Raw genomic sequence first — 17,276 nt, 5'->3', positions numbered from 1 at the left:
TGAGGGGATTGGATAAGGACGGAAGCATCGGGAGGAGTAATGTTCATCCATATATTTCCGCATCTTGCAGTGCATGCATCGCTAGGATTACACCTGGAGTTAGTATCTCCGGGTCGAATGAGAGGAACAAGTCCCGTTCCACCAATTGTATCGCCAGGAATACCACGTGCTTCAGGGGTATCGTTTTTAGGGGGACCATACACTTCAGAGTTTCTGAATATCATCGCTATTTTATAAATGACAGTATCTCCTCCTACATTATAATACTCTTTTAGTGAAGGTCCGAGTTTGGTTCTCCAAATACCGTTTCCTAAGTTGGTCATTAATCCACGTGAACCTTCTCTTATATTTACCCATTCATCATCATGCTCCCATGTTGTATTAGTTGTAGGGGTGATATTTTGAGTAAGAATTCCGCTATGGAGATAAATATCTTTTGCGTATTGGCTGTTTATGGGGAGAAGCCCACATGGTGTTACAGAACGCGATTCATCAAAATATATGGTGACGCTGTCTTCGGGGATTAATTTTGCGGGAGAGAGAGTTATTACTTGTCTTTTGAAAACATCTACTAGTCCTGGTTCAGGAAAAGTGACTGTTTGTTTATTGACATAGATATGAAATTCACCAGGGGCGAGGGTAATACTATTTCCATTCAAGCTGTTTACTGTTTTTGTTTCTCTCGTAAAGTAATCATACCATGTTCCCGTTCTAGCAAAAGGAATATTGCCTGTTGTTTCTTGGAGATACACATTTCCTACAATAGCGACTGAAAGGTTCTCATGATTTATAGAAATAGTTCTAAAATCTCCTGTTGTGGTTGATGAAAAATATCCTTCTGTGAATGCTGTTCTATTTTCATTTATGAGTTTGAATAGAGCAGCAATAGTTTTGTAGAGTTTTTGTCTTTCCGCGTTTTGATAGTATTGTAAGCTATTATTTCCCCATACCAATGGTTTATTTCCCACTCTTCCGTTATAGTTTATACTAATATCATAACCGAGTTCTTGAAACTGCCAAAGCATTTTTGGTCCTGGGACAGTGTAAAAAAGAGTGGCGAGTGTTTTTACTCTATTCAAACCAATATTGAGGTCATTTACTCTATAGGAGCCATTACCTGCGGAGCTAGCTTTTGCTTTATACATAAGTCGTTCTTCGTCATGGCTTTCCATGTAGTTGACTCGGGTATTGTTTTGTACAAAGTTAGTATTGCCAGAAGTGCTTCCTAATAAAATATCCCCGTAAGTATAAGTGGCATTTGACCATAGGAGCATTCCTTCGGAAGCCAGTACGTTTTCTTCGCTCGCATCTGCAAAGTGTTCTAATATAACGTATGCACCGGGGCTGTGTTCCCATATTTTATTTGCCATCCTTTTGAGAATATTGATACGAGATTGGTCGTAATTAGCATTATCATTGCTACCACTACTAGAGGTATTAGTAAATCCCTTGGTAAGATCAAATCGGTATCCATCAAAATGAAATTCTTGTAGCCAATATTTATTTACTTCATCTACAAAGTCTTGTGTATAGGTACTTTCATGATTAAAGTCCGACCCTAATCCATACGCATGGGGTGCAAAAGTATTAAACCATGGGTTTTCAGCACTCGGTCTGTTGTTTGCTTCATCCCAATAGAGCCGAGACAAAGCACATTGTCCAAATGCATGATTTAATACCATATCTAAAATAACTACCATTCCTTGTTTATGGGCTTCTTGTATTAATAATTTGAGGTCGTTTTTGGAACCATAGTATTTATCAGGAGCAAAGTAATAAGAAGGATTATATCCCCAGCTTTCGTTTCCTTCAAATTCCATAATAGGCATAAGTTGTATTGCATTGATGCCGAGACGTTTTAGATAAGGTAAAGAATCAATGACTGATTGGAAAGAATGTTCTGGCGAAAAATCTCGTATCAGAAGTTCGTATATAATGAGGTCTTGTTTTCTCGGTTTAGTGCGAGTATTTTCTGTAGATTCCCATGCAAAAGCAGTTTGATTGGTTTGCAAAACGCTTGCTATTTCGTATTCTTGGGGGATTCGAGAGGAACGAAACAGAGTATCTGTTGTTTGTATATCATTATAAGTATCTACAATTTTATCTGCGTACGGGTCTCCAATTTTTATATTTCCATCTACCCAGTATTGAAATACATATTCTTTTCCAGGAATAAGGTTACGTAACTCAATCCAAAAATAAGACGAGTCTGCAGTTTGATTCATGAAAAAAGTATTATTTGTTTCCCAATTACTGAAGTCCCCTACTACATACACAAATTTTTTAGCCCGTGCTTGATTTGTTTTTTTAGGTGTATGGAGAACTAAGGTAGCTCTTGTAGGGTCTTGTGGGTGATAATTAATACCTTTTTTTACTCCCGCAGGCAAAGGAAGAATGGGAGTGACGGGCTTCACATTGATAGAAAAACTTTGTATCCCTACCACCACAATATTTCCTGCGTAAACAGCTTCTATTCTGACAGTAAATTTTGCAGAACTACTTACATATTTACGAAAAGTTATGGTGTTGGTATTTGTGCGGACTCTTACATTTTGAAATGCTCCTCCATCTTGACTGATAAACAAAGAAATTTGTGAAGGCACTGCACCACTACTGGAAATAGCAACACCCTCAAATCTTACAGAATCAATCCCCGTTTGAAAAATAATAGAAGACGTAGGAGAAGTAATTGTTACATAATTATTGATAGTAAGATTCACATAGATATCCCCATTAGCAAGCACCTGCCCTCCCGTAAAAGTTCCTAAATTTCCTTTTCCTTCGGCAGTTCCTTCGGCATTTCTAAATACCATTGCTAATCTAAATATATTAGTGCCTTCAGGAACGTTATAATAAGCCCGCGGTAAAATTTTAATCCTCCACTTATTAGTTCCCGTTATTTTTCGCATCTTTCCTATGCCATCGTCTTTTCCCCAATTACCTATAATATTACTCCATTTCGTACCATTGGAAACGGTAACTACCCCGCTGTGCATATAAATAGATGTAGCAGCAGTGCTAAGAGGAGTATTCGTTCCTAAAATACTGCTACTTGTTGTATTCAAAGAAGGATCATATATTATCTCTACACTGTCTTCAGCTGTAGCTGTAGAAGGGTTTAAAATTACTATCTGTGTACTCTGCGCATAGCATTCATAATGTGATACCGTACTTATTAAAAAAAAATATATATATAAAGCTTTCATTGGTTTTTTAATTAATTTACAAATGATGATATGTTTTAATTTTCTGTCTTTTATATTTTCTTTGTGTCTTTTGTGGAAATTAAAAAATAAAAGATGTTATACCACTTTAGTAACTCACCTTACGAAAAGATATAATAAAATTTCACTCTTTTACCTTTTTAAAATGTTATAATAACCTTTTTGAATATAATGTTTGTGTAAAGTGAGTTATTAAATATCTAAAAAACCACTTTTAGTTTTATAACAATTTTTTTATAAGATGTTCAATAATTCAAATACAATATAATAATCTACATGTTTTTTAAGGTGCTATTTTTGTTTTGTGTTTATTTTGTAAGCTTTGCGAATAGTATATTATTTTTTATTTTTAAAGTTTCACAAAACACATAATTTTAAGCAATGTTTTTGTTTTTTTTGACCCTTTGATTACGTTATATAAAGTAGAATCATTTTATATTTAAATATATTATTTATATTGTATTCTATGGATTATTATGATTTTTAAACAATAATTTTTTTAATAAGTTAACAAATGAAAATAACAGTAGTAGGCGCTGGTAATGTAGGCGCAACGTGTGCGGATGTTTTAGCATCAAGAGAAATAGGGAATGAAATTGTCTTAATAGACATAAAAGAAGGGGTAGCAGAAGGAAAAGCATTGGATATATGGCAGAAAGCACCCATTATTCAATACGACACAAAAACAGTGGGTTTTACAAATGATTATAGTAAAACAAAAGATTCTGATGTGGTAGTTATTACATCGGGATTACCACGTAAACCTGGTATGACCAGAGACGATCTTATTAGTGTAAATGCAGGTATAGTAAAATCTGTCACAGAAAATATAATAAAATTTTCTCCTCAATGTATTATAATCGTAGTAAGCAATCCATTAGATGTGATGACTTATCAAGCACATATAACGAGCAAACTCCCGAGAACAAAAATAATGGGGATGGCAGGTATATTAGATACAGGAAGATATAGGGCATTTTTAGCTGATGAAATAGGAGTATCTGCAAAAGAAATCCAAGCAATGCTATTAGGTGGTCATGGTGATACAATGGTTCCACTTCCTCGTTATACAACTGTAGCAGGTATTCCTGTGACAGAATTGGTATCTTCCGAAAAACTAAAAGCGATTATAGAAAGAACAAAAACAGGAGGAGGAGAACTAGTAAAACTTATGGGAACTTCTGCTTGGTATGCACCAGGAGCTGCTGCTGCTCAAATGGTAGAATCCATAGTAAAAAATCAAAGAAGAGTGTTTCCCGTTTGTGTAAAATTAGAAGGGGAATACGGAATAAAAAATTGCTACTTAGGAGTGCCTGTTATATTAGGGAAAAATGGTATTGAAAAAATAATAGAACTCAAACTCAATTCCCAAGAAATGGCAGATATGGAAAATAGTCGCAAACACGTAAAAGAAGTAATGGATGTGTTAGATAAAACCAATGTTTAAAAAATGAGTCCACTCCGAGGTTGTTGAGAAGCATACTCTTGGGGTGGACTCAAAATTATAGTTATGAATAAATCTTTTTTTTTAGTATTCCTTTTCTTTTGTTCTTGTTTTTCCCGAGATAATTTTTCTGTGGTACCACATATTTCTTTTGAATCCTTACAATTTATTTATAATCCTCAAAGCACAGATTCACTTATACTAACTCTACAATTTCAAGACGGTGATGCCGATTTAGGTCTGAATAGTAATGCAACACAATTTCCATACGAAGCTTATAACCATATTGTAGATTCAAAAGAATTACGCGTTACTAAAGGGGGTAAAAATTATTCTCCTCCATTTTGGGTAAGAAAAGGGAATGGCTCCTTAGGAAGCTACTCTCCTACTGATAACAGACCGCCTTATAATTGTAATGATTATGAGATACTTACTATAGATGGGAAAAAAGATACCTTTTTCATAAAAAAAAATGAGAATAATAAAAATATATTTATAGATTTTTATAGAAAAAAAAAAGGATTATATGAACGTATTATTTTTAATCCGGGCTGTGAATATAGTTTTAATGCAAGGTTTCCCGTACTTCAAAATAAATTTGTAAATGAATCTGTTTATGGTACCATAAGATATGTAATGGTTGATAATGATTTTCGTTATGTGATCAGTAGAGATACTTTTCGCATAGAAGTGTATATAAAAGATAGAGCTTTGAACAATAGTAATGTTGCTCAAAGCCCTGATCTTCTTCTTTTTGATAAATAGTATGAGATGGTATTTGCTATTTACATTCTGTAAAAACAGCCTAAGCCATAAGTAAGTTCTGCTAATATATTTTTTCCATACGCAGCTCCATCTATGGATGCCGATACTCCCCAATTTTTATTAATAAAATAGGTCACTTGTGGACCTATAGCAAGATATTCAATATTATTAGAGAATATTCCATTTTGGGCTGATGGTCCTGCTCCGTCAAAGAAAGATTTTAAAAGCCATACTTTACCGGATAGTAATAATTTTTCCTTCACGGTCCAACCAAATTCAAAACTTGCGTGGAATTCATTAGAAAATCCTTTTGTTCTGAGGTTTACTGCTGTTCCAACATTTATATAAGCAGGGAGTGGATAGAGAGATATTCCGACATCTAATCTCGGCATAAAATTAAATTCACCATCCCCGGTTTGTAATACTTCTGTTTTTCCTCCGTTTACTTTTCCCGTAGGTATACCAAAAAACATACTTCCGCTGAGTACTACGCTTCCTTTCTGTAAAATTCCATACTTTGCCCCTACAAGTAAATCGCCAACATAATTGAGTTCATCTCCTTCTGTAAAACTTCTACTATTGAGATGTTTAATAGAATTTTGAATACTTCTTACAAAAAAAGGAATAGTAGCAATTATATCTATATTGTTAGTGATGCCATATTCTCCATAAAAATTAGAAAAATATATAGAACTTCCTGTAATAGATACTACCTCTCCACTTTCATTATAAAAAGTATTTGCGTTTATAATCGCTCTTTGTTCCATTTTGAAATACCCATGTTTTTTTTTACTTACCCATCCACCTCCTGCAAATACTAATGAAGTGGTTGTGAAATAAAATAATAAGGCACATATTATTAATTTTTTTTTCATTGTTATTATTTATTATTATTAAGAATATCTATTTTTGTTTGTTCTATTATATCACATCCTCCCTTTTGCCATACGTTTTCTGCAAGTTTTTGGGCAAGCTCTAAGGCATGTATTTGTTCTCCTGTTTGATAATCTTTTACCATTGTTTTTCCGTCTAAGGAAATTACTCCTCCGATGAGTTGGATATTATTTTCTTTTAGGATTGTTATTGCAAATATAGGAAGGTTTGGTGTAGTGTCTATATTTTTATAAAATTCTTTTTCGGATAGAATAGATATTTCTGTGTTTACGTCGTTTAACAAGTCTCTTATGATTGTTTTGATGTTTTGTTTGAGAGAAGAGAGAGATTTTATAGTAATAGAGCCTTGTCCCACTACAGGAATAAATGTATTAGCATCTAATACTTCTGTAATATACCTCCAATAACCCATGCATTGAATATGTGAAAAAGGCATAATAATTCCATCACATTTTCCTGATGCCATCTTTTGGATTCTTTCTTCCAAATTTCCTGTTATATCAATACTTTTAATAAAATGTGATTCTTTATTTAATAATGCTTTAAAAAGGTTTGAAGAGGTACCAATTTCTATTTTTTCTTCCCTTGGGTCGGTTAATATTATGCTTAAATTACTTTGAGTAGTTATGACTGCGTCGTTGATGAGGACTCTTTTGGTAAAGGCTAGTATTTCATAGTCGTCCGGAATATCTAATGGGGTGTCTTCAGAAGCAAAAACAATTATATCTACGGTTTGATTTTTGAGAGCTTGTTCCATTTCAGAAAAGTAGGAAATATTATGGGTATTTTGTTGTTTTTTTATACCTACGGTATCTATGAGAATTGTTTCTGTATTTAGTCCTGATTGGGATAACATATCAGATATACACTTGGCATAAGCTTGTCCTATGTAGCTATTTACTGCACCTATTCTTATTATTTCGTTCATTTTATTATATTGATACAATTGTATGAAATAGTATAAGTAATACTTTTAATTTGTTTTATTTTTTAATTCTGATGCTATGAGTAATGATATATTAAAAAAACTCAGTTTTATATTTGCATTTCTATCTATGTAATCAATGAGTTTGTCACATAATTTTGTTATATTTTGCATATTTTCTGTGGTAAGTGCTTTTGAGAAATTTGTTACAAAAGTTTTTTGTTCTTCTTCGGTTTGAGATGTGGTATCTATATGGAAATGTTTTATAGCACTTTCTCTTATTATATGTAATGTATACTGAATTGTGTTTTTTTGAGATATTTTTGTTTTCTGGGCGAATCCTTCTGTTAGAGACAGGAGGTTGTTTATATCTTTTGACCAACATGCTCGCATCCATTTTTGAAGGAAGTCAAAAAAGTTTTCTTCTTCCATTTCTAGTAATTTCCATGCTTTATTTAGGTTTCCATGGGAGAGTAGTGCTATTTCCTTTATTTTTTGATTATTTGGGAAGTATTCTGTGGTATAATTTTCTATATCTGTCTGTGTAAAAGGCGGGATTTTTATGTATCTACATCTGCTTTTTATGGTGTTCATAATTTTTTCATAATTATGGGAAACAAATATAAAAAGACAGTTTGGTGGTGGTTCTTCTATAATTTTGAGTAGTGCGTTTGCACCGGAGGAGTGGAGTTCTTCGGGGAGCCATTGAAAGATTATATTATAGTTTGATTCGCTTGGTTTGAGAGTAAGCGATTGTATAATGAAAGAGCTATCTGATCTAAATATTTGAAATGGTTTGGATTCTTCTTTTAAAAATTTTGCCCAATCTTGTAGTCCTCCGTAGATATTTTTATTATTTACAGATATAAATGTTTTTGAAGGAGAATAATTCAATATATATTTTCTCCATTGTTCTAAAAAACTTTGAGAGCTGTTTTCTTCTCCTGTTGTTCCGGTTATTTTATAGATGGGGAAAGAGAATCGTATATCGGGATGGATAAGTCGGTCTGTTTTATAACATGCGTTACATTTTCCACAGGAATCGGTATCGTTTTTATTTTCGCACAGTATAAAGCTTATAAAAGCAAGGGATAGGGACATATTTGCACTTCCTTCTTCGCCTGAGAATATATGTGCATGTGCAATTTTATTTTTAAGAACCGATGTTATGAGTTGTTGTTTTACGTCGGTTAATCCTTTTATTTCTGAAAAACGCATTGTTTTATGTTATTTTTTGTACGGTGATACAGTAGTTCTATTTTTTGTTTTTATTATTTTTGATTTATATCAGAGTGCATTTTTTATTTTGAATATCTTCTTCTACATTTTTGTATTTGACATCTTTTTTTATGGTGCCGTCTAAGTATCGGACTGTTATTTTTTGATTTCTATCGGCTATTTTTTGTGATTTTACAGGTGTAGTTTTTGTAGGTTCTTCTTTATTTTGAGGGGGTTCTGGGTGGTTATTATTATTGTTATGGGTAGTTAATGGGCGGTTTATGGTATCGGCATCGGTTTTGATTTCTTTTAATTTTTCTTTGTTTTTTGGTGGTATAGCATTTTTATTAATGCCTTCTTGTGGTGTTAGGATATTAAAATGTGTTAAAAAAGAGAGGTTTTCTTCGTTCATTCTGTTGAGGAATGATTTAAACATTTCGAAGCTTTCAAATTTATAGACGAGGAGTGGGTCTTTTTGTTCGTAGACGACGTTTTGAACGGATTGCTTGAGGTCGTCCATATCTCTGAGGTGTTCTTTCCATAATTCATCTATGGTGGAGAGAGTTACAAATTTTTCTACTTCTTTTATTACGTTATCGGCTTTTGTTTCTAGTATTTTGGAAATAGGTACTGTTGTGTAGAGTTGTTTTTTTCCATTTGTGAAAGGGATAGTAATGTCCGAAATATTATTGGATTTGTATAAGAGCATTTGTTTTATATTTTCGAAGATGTCTTTTTTGATGGTATCTTTTTTTTGGGTGTATGCTTGAAGTGTTTGTTTATAGATTTGGATTATGAGTTGTTGTGGTTTTTGGTTTTCAAAATTTTCTACATTTATATGGGGGTCTATTGCGAGTTTTGTTTGTACTTCTATTTTAAAGTTTGTGTAACTTTGGGTTTGTTTGGTTCTATTTACAATATCTTCGGATACGTCGTATATCATGTGTAGAATATCCATTTCTAATTTTTCTCCAAAAAGGGCATTTTTTCGTCTGCTGTAGACGATTTCTCTTTGGGAGTTCATAACGTTATCATATTCTAAGAGGCGTTTTCGGGTAGAAAAGTTATTTTCTTCTACTTTTTTTTGTGCGTTGGCAATAGTTCGGGTGAGGATACCTCCTTCTAATACTTCTCCTTCTTTCATTTTCATTCTATCCATCCATTTGATGAGTCGGTCTGATCCAAAGAGTCGCATCAGGGTGTCTTCGAGGGATACAAAAAATTTAGAACTTCCGGGGTCTCCTTGTCTTCCTGCTCTTCCTCGTAATTGTCTATCTACTCTTCGGGATTCGTGTCTTTCTGTTCCTATTATAGCGAGTCCTCCTGCGGCTCGGGATTCGGGGGTGAGTTTAATGTCTGTTCCTCTTCCTGCCATGTTTGTAGCAATAGTAACAGTTCCTGGTTTTCCTGCTTCTGCGATTATCTCTGCTTCTCTTTGGTGTTGTTTTGCATTGAGAACTTGGTGTTTCATTTTAGCAAAAGAGAGGAGTTTGCTGAGGAGTTCTGATATTTCTACAGAGGTTGTTCCTACTAATACGGGTCTTCCTTTTTCTGTATTTGCTTTGATTTCTGATATAACGGCGTTAAATTTTTCTCGGGTTGTTTTATATACTTGGTCATCTATATCTTTTCGGATAGTAGGGACATTAGTTGGTATAACTACTACGTCTAATTTGTAAATATCCCAAAGTTCGGCTGCTTCTGTTTCTGCGGTGCCTGTCATTCCTGCGAGTTTGTGATACATTCTGAAGTAGTTCTGTAGGGTTATAGTTGCATAAGTTTGTGTGGATTCTTCTATGGTGACGTTTTCTTTTGCTTCTATTGCTTGGTGTAGACCGTCTGAGTATCTTCTTCCGGATAGCACACGTCCTGTTTGTTCATCTACTATTTGTACTTTATTTTCTGCGAGGACGTATTCTACGTCTTTTTCAAAGAGTGTATATGCTTTTAGAAGTTGGGTTATAGTATGTATTTTTTGGGATTTTGTTTGGTATTCTTGTATTACTTTCTCTGATTCTGCTTGTTTTTGGATGTCATCTAAATTTTTTTTTTCTATTTCAGAGAGTTTTTCACCTACATTAGGAAGTATGAAAAAATCTTTTTCTTCGCTTGATTGTGTAATAAATTCTAAACCCTTATCGGTTAGTTCTACGGTGCTGTGCCGTTCATCTATTTTAAAGAAGAGTGGTTCATCTGCTTTTGGCATTTCTTTTTGATTATCTTGGAGGTAATATCCTTCTGTTTTTTTGAGGATGGCTCTTATTCCTGGTTCGCTGAGATATTTTATTAATGGTTTATATTTAGGTAAACCTCTGAAAGCTCTAAAAAGAGATAATCCTGCTTCTTCTGGTTTTGAATCCATGAGTTTTTTTGCGTCATTGAGATACGAGCGACAGAGTTTTTCTTGTTCTTCTACTAATCGGAGTACTCTTGGTTTTAATTCGTTAAATTCTTTATGAACACTTCCTTTTGGAACAGGTCCAGATATGATGAGAGGGGTTCTTGCTTCATCGATAAGTACGGAATCTACTTCATCTACCATAGCAAAATGGTGGACTCTTTGCACCATGTCTTCGGGTGTTCTTGCCATATTATCACGGAGGTAGTCGAATCCGAATTCGTTATTTGTTCCATAAATAATATCTGCTCTATAGGCTTCTTGTCTTTCTGGGGTGTGCGATGGGTATTTATCTATGCAATCTACTCGCATTTTGTGAAATTCAAAGAGGGGTGCGTTCCATTCACAATCTCTTTTTGCTAGGTAATCATTGACAGTAACTATGTGTATTCCTTTTCCTACTAGTGCATTGAGGTATGCGGGGAGAGTAGCGACAAGGGTTTTTCCTTCGCCTGTGGACATTTCGGCAACTTTTCCTCTGTGTAATGCCACTCCCCCAATAAGTTGCACATCATAATGAACCATATTCCATATAAGGGTATTAGATGCTACTATCCATTGATTTTTCCAAATAGCTTTTTCTCCTTCTATGATTATATTTTTTTTTGTTCTTGCTATCTTTCTATCAAAGTCGGTTGCGTTCACTACCAGTTCTTTATTTTCTGCAAACCTTCTTGCTGTTTCTTTTACTATTGCAAAGGCACGTGGCATTATCTCTTCTAAAACGGTCTCTATCACCACATTTTTTTCTTTTTCAAGGGTGTCTATGGTTTTAAAAATCTCTTCTTTTTCGGGAAGGGATAATTCTGAATTCTCTTGAATTTTTTCTTTTAAACTTGTTTGTTGGTATTCTATCTCTTTTGTTCTTTCTTGAATAATAGATCGGAGTTCATCTGTTTTTTCTCGGAGTTCTTCGTCTGTTATATCGTGTAGTTTTACAAATTCTTCGTTTGTTAAATCTACTATTGGCATAATACCTTTAATATCTTTTTCTGATTTTGTTCCAAATATCTTTGCCAAAAGTGCGGGTATGGTGTGTAGCATTTTTTTGATAATTAAATAAGTGTGATATAATAGTTTTAAGGTTTTTCAATAATTTAATAAATAAGGCAATAAAAACAGTATTGCTCATAATAGTATTTTTAAATAAATACTTGACATTTTTAAATAACTTTATGATAAAAAATCTTTCTATTTTTATATTCTATTCTCTATCAGAACTTTTTTCTTAACGCTATTAAATTATGCGTTTTTATAAAAACGAACAAGGTTGTTATAGAGTTTATTTTTTATAGGTATTATAAGATGTCTTTAGAAGTCAAAGCACAAATGCCAAATTCTTTTGCTCCATTTTTTATACAGAGTTCGCCACATTCTAAAATTGTTGCTCCCGTAGTGACTACATCATCTACGATCAGCAATGATTTTTCTTTTATTTTCTCGGGATTTTTGAGGGCAAATACATTTTTTATATTTTCTATACGTTGTACTTTATTTTTTTTTGTTTGGGTCTCTGTATAGACATTTCTTTCTAATATATCTGTCATTACAGGTATTTTGGTAGATTCGGATATTCCATTTGCGATGACCTGGCTTTGATTAAATCCGCGTACTTTTTCTTTTCTTTTGTGAAGAGGAACAGGTATAAGTCCATCAAATTTTTTTATATCATAATGGCTGGATAGGTATTCTCCAAACCATTTTCCCAAAATGTTACCAATATCTTGATGCGAAGAGTATTTTAATGTATGTAACATTTTCTGGGATATTCCTTCTTTGGAAAATCGAAAGTAAGCTATCGCAAAAGTAAGTCCCATAACATAACTATGGGTATCTAAAAAAGAGTTCTTTTCGGGGTTTATTTGTGCTATTGATATACTACTCCTGCAATGAATACAAAGGTATTCTTCACCCTGCACCAGTGGTTCTTTGCAAGCATAACAAGTTATTGGGAAAAGGAGAGAAGAAAAATCTTTCCAAATTTTTAGAGGCATAGATGGAGGAAATTAAAAAAGAGTTTATTTATTTTCTAAACAAACATCATACATACTGGGTATGTTTTGTAATTTTTGGATAAGGTAGCTTATTTCTTTTAAATCATGAACATACACGTTTATTTCTCCATCAAAAATAGATCCATTTGTTTGCATTTTAATGGATTTCATATTTACGTTCATATCTTCAGATATTACTTTGGTGACATCATTGACCATTCCCATTCTATCTATTCCTGTTAATTTTATGGCTATGAGGTATTTTTGATTTGCTAATTCGCTCCACTGTGCTTTTATGATTGTATCCGCAAATTGTGATGCTGTTTTTATTGCTTCGGGGCAGTTTTGTTTATGTATCATAATCTCTCCTACGTTAAGAATGCCAAGTATGGTATCTCCTTTGATGGGAAAGCAACAATTTTTTGCCACAGATACGTGTATAAAATCGTACGTTTCCCCTACTTCTATATGTTTTTTATTTTTTTCTTGTTGTAGTCTTTCTATCAGTTTTTCTGTGTTTCTATAAAAAGAATCTGTTTGCACATTATTATGTCTCGTGGATATAAAATATTCTATATCGGTGCTTGAAATTATGCCGCTGTTTAATTTATAAAACAGATCGGGACTGTGTTTGATGGAAAAGTATTTTTTCATTTCGTATAACAATTCCTCTGAATAGCTTTGTTTATTTTTTTTGAGTATTTCTATTAGTATCTCTTTTCCATTATTTATAAGTGTCTTATCTTCGTCGGAAAGGTGTTTTATAATGTATTTTTTGGCTCTTGAGGTTATGACTTTATTGAGCCAATCTAAAGATGGAATAGCATTGTGAGTGGTAAGCACTTCTACTTGTTCTGCATTTCGAAGTTTGTATTCTAATGATACGAGTTTTTGGTTTACCTTTGCTCCTATGCAATGGGTTCCCAAATCTTCGTGTATAGAAAAAGCAAAGTCCAATACGGTAGAACCTTTGGGTAGTTCTTTTAATTCTCCTTTTCGGGTATAGACAAATATCTGCTCTTCGTCTAATTCTAAACGAAACTGTTCCATAAATTCTACTGCGGAGATGTCTTCCTTTTCTGATGTATTGAGAATTTGTTTTAGGGAATGAAACCACGCGTCTAATTTACTTTCGTTTTCAGAGGGGTGATTTTTATTTTTATATTTCCAATGAGCGGCGACCCCTTTTTCTGCTATTTCGTCCATTCGTTTGGTGCGGATTTGTATTTCTACCCATTTTCCTTGATGGCTCATAACAGTAGCGTGCAATGCTTCATATCCATTTGATTTAGGGGTAGATATCCAATCCCGAAGACGTTCTTCATCAGAATAGTATTTTTTTTTTATAGTTCTATAGACATCAAAGCAAGTGTCTTGTTCCTTGTCTTCTTGCACATCTAACACAATTCTTATTCCAAATATATCGTATATTTCATAAAAATTTACTTTCTTATGAACTATTTTGTGAAGGATAGAAGAGACGGACTTTATCCTGCCAAATATCTTGTAGGGTATATTTTTTGTATCTAGGATAATTTTTAGTTCTCCCTTCACCGTTTCTATAAACCCTTCTTGTTCGTCTTTTATTCTTTCTATTTTTTCGATAATGGAATGGTAATTGGTGGGGTCTGTATATTTGAGGCAGATATCTTCTAACTCTGATTTGATGTTATATAATCCCATTCTATGAGCGAGGGGAACATAAAAATAAGAGGTCTCGGAGCAAATCTTTATCTGCTTATGAGCAGGCATATATTCCAAAGACCGCATATTATCTAATCTATCGGCTAATTTTATCAGGATAATACGAGCGTCTTCTGCTATGGTAGAGATAATTTTTCTAAAGTTCTCCGCCTGATTGCTAAATGTTTCCGTATCTATTGAGGAGATTCTAGTAATATTTTTTATCTTGGTTAATCCGTTTACCAAATTGGAGATTTCACTACCAAATTTCTTTTCAATATCATCTAAGGTTATCTCTGTATCTTCTACAAGATCATGAAGCAGCGCCGCAATAATACTTGTCGTTCTCAATCCTATTTCTTGAACGCAAATCTTTGCTACTCTCAGCGGATGATGTATGTAGAGTTCACCTGATTTTCTGCGAATATCTCCGTGATGTTCCTTCGCAAGCTCGTATGCCTCGTGTATCTTTACCTCATCTTCTTTTTTCAAAAAATCTTCTGATGAGGCAATCAGTTCTTTGTATATTCTTTGCACTCCTTCTTTCTCTATAAGCGCCATTTCCTCTTTCGTAATATCCATATTCATACAATACATAATGATTTGAAAAACTTCTCAATATACAATATCTCTATAAAAAAACAATCTTTTATGCAAGTAAAGTTCTAAAGATTCCATTTTAATTCTCTTTCTTTGCATAAAATAAAAATATAATGTAACATTTATCTCCCTCTATCCTTGTGTCCTTTGTGTAACAATAAAAATAGCACCTCAAAAAAATAAATAAGCTCATTTTAAATGATATTGTGGCTTGATATACAAAATGAAAGTATTTTAATTATTTAATTTAAAAAAGAAGAGAAGGATACAAGTATTTTGAAATATTCTGACAATTATGTAAAATGTAAGTACGCTCTGAAAAATTACTTTTGGTACATTTATAATTTTGTAACTGTTTGATTATCAATAGGTATAAAATGCAATATTTCTGTAAAAATGATTTTCAATGACGGACTCAAAATTCAAAAACACATGTTTTATATATTTTTGTGCAATAGCATTATGAAACATGATATTTATATACATTAATTAAAAAAATGCGGACTAAAGTTCGTGTAAGTATACCTTAGGCGTAATGCTACGAGTGACACCAAAAACTTCAAACAGACTAACCAAACTTCAATGTTTATGACTAAATTTGTCGCTACAATCGTATTTTAAAATGGCTGAAAAAAAAGCAAATAAAAAATCGCAGGTTATTGAAGAAATATTCAAAATTTGTAAGAAGAAAAACAATTTTGAGTTTCATAACGACTTGGTAAAAGACGTTTGTAAAAAGGTTGGTTTTGGCAACCCATTTGACGTTACCAAATTGGACAATAAAACCAAATTACCCCAAATTTTAGTTGATAACGACTACGCTATTATCCACATTGGTAGTGGTAGCCACAAGTTTATTAAAGGGATTGATAAAGTTTTTCACGACTTTGAACCAATTCAAAAAATAATTGATTGGAGTTACAAAAAATCACTTTTAAACCAGTACAATTCAAGTGAAAGCAATATTTTATCTGTTGCAAATAATCAAAGAATTTTACACCATTTTCTGTTCGGACAAGACACGGAATTTGAAGATGTAGATAGTACAAAACGACCTAAAACTTACTTCCCACACAGAACAAAAACCTCTTTTGAATACAATTTTGGCAAAAACGTCAAACTTGAAATGAAAAATATTCAAATTGAAGTAGATTTGACTATTGAATTTCAAGGAACAGTTGGTGTATTTGAAGGGAAAAATGGCAAGCCCGACACATTTAGCATATACCAAATTTACCACCCATTTTTATACTATTACAATGCCAACAAAAAGACTGAACTTAAAGGCAAAATAAAAGAAATATTTTGTGTTTATGTAGTTAGAGAAAAATCTAAAACTCACGACACAATTAAGTTGTGGGCTTACACTTTTAAAAATCTACTTGATATAACTTCAATCAAGTTTATCAAATCTTGTTCATATAAATTAATTAACCAAATTTAATTTTATGAGCATCGAAAAATTTAGAAACCAAGTTTTTAACCAAGACATTTTAGAAGTCTTGCGTCAACTTCCAGACGAGAGTTTGGATATGGTTTATGGCGACCCCGATTACAATGTAGGCATCAACTATGCAGGAAAGAATTATACGACCAAATGGAACGACTACATAGATTGGTACATAGAACTTTCAAAAGAATGTTACAGAGTTTTGAAGCCAACAGGTAGTTTATTCATGATGAATTACCCTAAACAAAATGCACATTTGAGAGTGAAATATTTTGACGATATTGCTTTTGATGTGCAAGACTATGTTTGGATTTACAACACGAATGTAGGGCATAGCCACAGGCGTTTTACAACAGCACACAGAAGTATATTGCACGTTACAAAAAGCAAAGACAATAATTTTTACAAGGATAATGTAGCCGTACCATATCAAAATCCAACTGACAAGCGCATAATGGGAAGAATTGCCGCAGGACACTTGGGGCGTATGCCTTACAGTTGGTTTTACTACGACCTTGTAAAAAACGTAAGTAAGGACAAGACTTTTCACTCTTGCCAAATTCCTTTACCTTTAGTTGAAATGCTTATTAAATCTTGCACCCAAGAAAATGATGACTGTTTAATTTTGTTTGGTGGTAGTGGCAGTGAATTGGTACTTTGCAAAAAATTAAAACGAAACTT

The 17,276-nt window shown here is 33.2% G+C and carries 11 protein-coding genes; 4 read left to right on the top strand and 7 right to left on the bottom strand.

Annotated features, from left to right (window positions below):
* A partial coding sequence (locus tag QM536_05720; protein ID MDI9356506.1) for an alpha-amylase family glycosyl hydrolase occupies nt 1-3,206 on the bottom strand: 3,206 nt, incomplete at its 3' end.
* A gap of 532 nt (nt 3,207-3,738) precedes the next feature.
* Between QM536_05720 and mdh the strand changes: the two genes are divergently transcribed.
* Both mdh and QM536_05710 read left to right on the top strand, forming a co-directional pair.
* A complete protein-coding gene (gene mdh / locus QM536_05715) occupies nt 3,739-4,671 on the top strand; it encodes a malate dehydrogenase (protein ID MDI9356505.1) in 933 nt (310 codons plus the stop codon).
* 63 nt (nt 4,672-4,734) lie between these two features.
* Nucleotides 4,735-5,433 carry a hypothetical protein gene (locus tag QM536_05710; GenBank protein MDI9356504.1) on the top strand — a complete coding sequence of 233 codons (699 nt, stop codon included), beginning with the start codon at nt 4,735-4,737 and terminating at the stop codon, nt 5,431-5,433.
* Between the two features lie 20 nt (nt 5,434-5,453).
* On the opposite strand, the gene QM536_05705 is transcribed toward QM536_05710, so the two are convergent.
* The 6 genes from QM536_05705 to QM536_05680 all read right to left on the bottom strand — a co-directional run bounded on the left by QM536_05705 (nt 5,454) and on the right by QM536_05680 (nt 15,133).
* On the bottom strand, nt 5,454-6,308 hold the full coding sequence (locus QM536_05705) for a transporter (GenBank protein MDI9356503.1): 855 nt from the start codon (nt 6,306-6,308) through the stop codon (nt 5,454-5,456).
* A 5-nt stretch (nt 6,309-6,313) separates the two neighbouring features.
* Nucleotides 6,314-7,255, bottom strand: a complete 942-nt coding sequence (locus QM536_05700; GenBank protein ID MDI9356502.1) for a hypothetical protein — start codon at nt 7,253-7,255, stop codon at nt 6,314-6,316.
* Between the two features lie 45 nt (nt 7,256-7,300).
* Complete coding sequence (locus tag QM536_05695) at nt 7,301-8,470, bottom strand: hypothetical protein (protein ID MDI9356501.1); 1,170 nt, start codon at nt 8,468-8,470, stop codon at nt 7,301-7,303.
* A 64-nt stretch (nt 8,471-8,534) separates the two neighbouring features.
* The gene (gene secA / locus QM536_05690; GenBank protein ID MDI9356500.1) at nt 8,535-11,912 is read right to left on the bottom strand and encodes a preprotein translocase subunit SecA; all 3,378 of its coding nucleotides are present in this window, start codon (nt 11,910-11,912) and stop codon (nt 8,535-8,537) included.
* Between the two features lie 254 nt (nt 11,913-12,166).
* Nucleotides 12,167-12,862, bottom strand: a complete 696-nt coding sequence (locus QM536_05685; GenBank protein MDI9356499.1) for a phosphoribosyltransferase family protein — start codon at nt 12,860-12,862, stop codon at nt 12,167-12,169.
* Between the two features lie 24 nt (nt 12,863-12,886).
* Nucleotides 12,887-15,133 carry a RelA/SpoT family protein gene (locus tag QM536_05680; protein MDI9356498.1) on the bottom strand — a complete coding sequence of 749 codons (2,247 nt, stop codon included), beginning with the start codon at nt 15,131-15,133 and terminating at the stop codon, nt 12,887-12,889.
* Between the two features lie 634 nt (nt 15,134-15,767).
* Between QM536_05680 and QM536_05675 the strand changes: the two genes are divergently transcribed.
* Complete coding sequence (locus QM536_05675) at nt 15,768-16,589, top strand: hypothetical protein (protein MDI9356497.1); 822 nt, start codon at nt 15,768-15,770, stop codon at nt 16,587-16,589.
* Between the two features lie 4 nt (nt 16,590-16,593).
* Nucleotides 16,594-17,276 (top strand): site-specific DNA-methyltransferase (locus tag QM536_05670; GenBank protein MDI9356496.1); only part of this gene is annotated, 683 nt, incomplete at its 3' end.

It is taken from the genome of Chitinophagaceae bacterium (assembly GCA_030053935.1).
GTDB lineage: Bacteria > Bacteroidota > Bacteroidia > Cytophagales > JASGCU01 > JASGCU01.
The sequence above is the reverse complement of the archived record's forward strand: the minus strand, read 5'-3'. Positions and strand labels throughout refer to the sequence as shown.

Excerpts from the sequence above, each read along its gene's own strand:
- QM536_05675 (MDI9356497.1), top strand. The coding sequence starts at position 15,768 with ATGGCTGAAAAAAAAGCAAATAAAAAATCGCAGGTTATTGAAGAAATA.
- QM536_05700 (MDI9356502.1), bottom strand. The coding sequence starts at position 7,255 with ATGAACGAAATAATAAGAATAGGTGCAGTAAATAGCTACATAGGACAA.
- QM536_05695 (MDI9356501.1), bottom strand. The coding sequence starts at position 8,470 with ATGCGTTTTTCAGAAATAAAAGGATTAACCGACGTAAAACAACAACTC.
- QM536_05685 (MDI9356499.1), bottom strand. The coding sequence starts at position 12,862 with ATGCCTCTAAAAATTTGGAAAGATTTTTCTTCTCTCCTTTTCCCAATA.
- QM536_05705 (MDI9356503.1), bottom strand. The coding sequence starts at position 6,308 with ATGAAAAAAAAATTAATAATATGTGCCTTATTATTTTATTTCACAACC.
- QM536_05680 (MDI9356498.1), bottom strand. The coding sequence starts at position 15,133 with ATGAATATGGATATTACGAAAGAGGAAATGGCGCTTATAGAGAAAGAA.
- secA (MDI9356500.1), bottom strand. The coding sequence starts at position 11,912 with ATGCTACACACCATACCCGCACTTTTGGCAAAGATATTTGGAACAAAA.
- mdh (MDI9356505.1), top strand. The coding sequence starts at position 3,739 with ATGAAAATAACAGTAGTAGGCGCTGGTAATGTAGGCGCAACGTGTGCG.
- QM536_05710 (MDI9356504.1), top strand. The coding sequence starts at position 4,735 with ATGAATAAATCTTTTTTTTTAGTATTCCTTTTCTTTTGTTCTTGTTTT.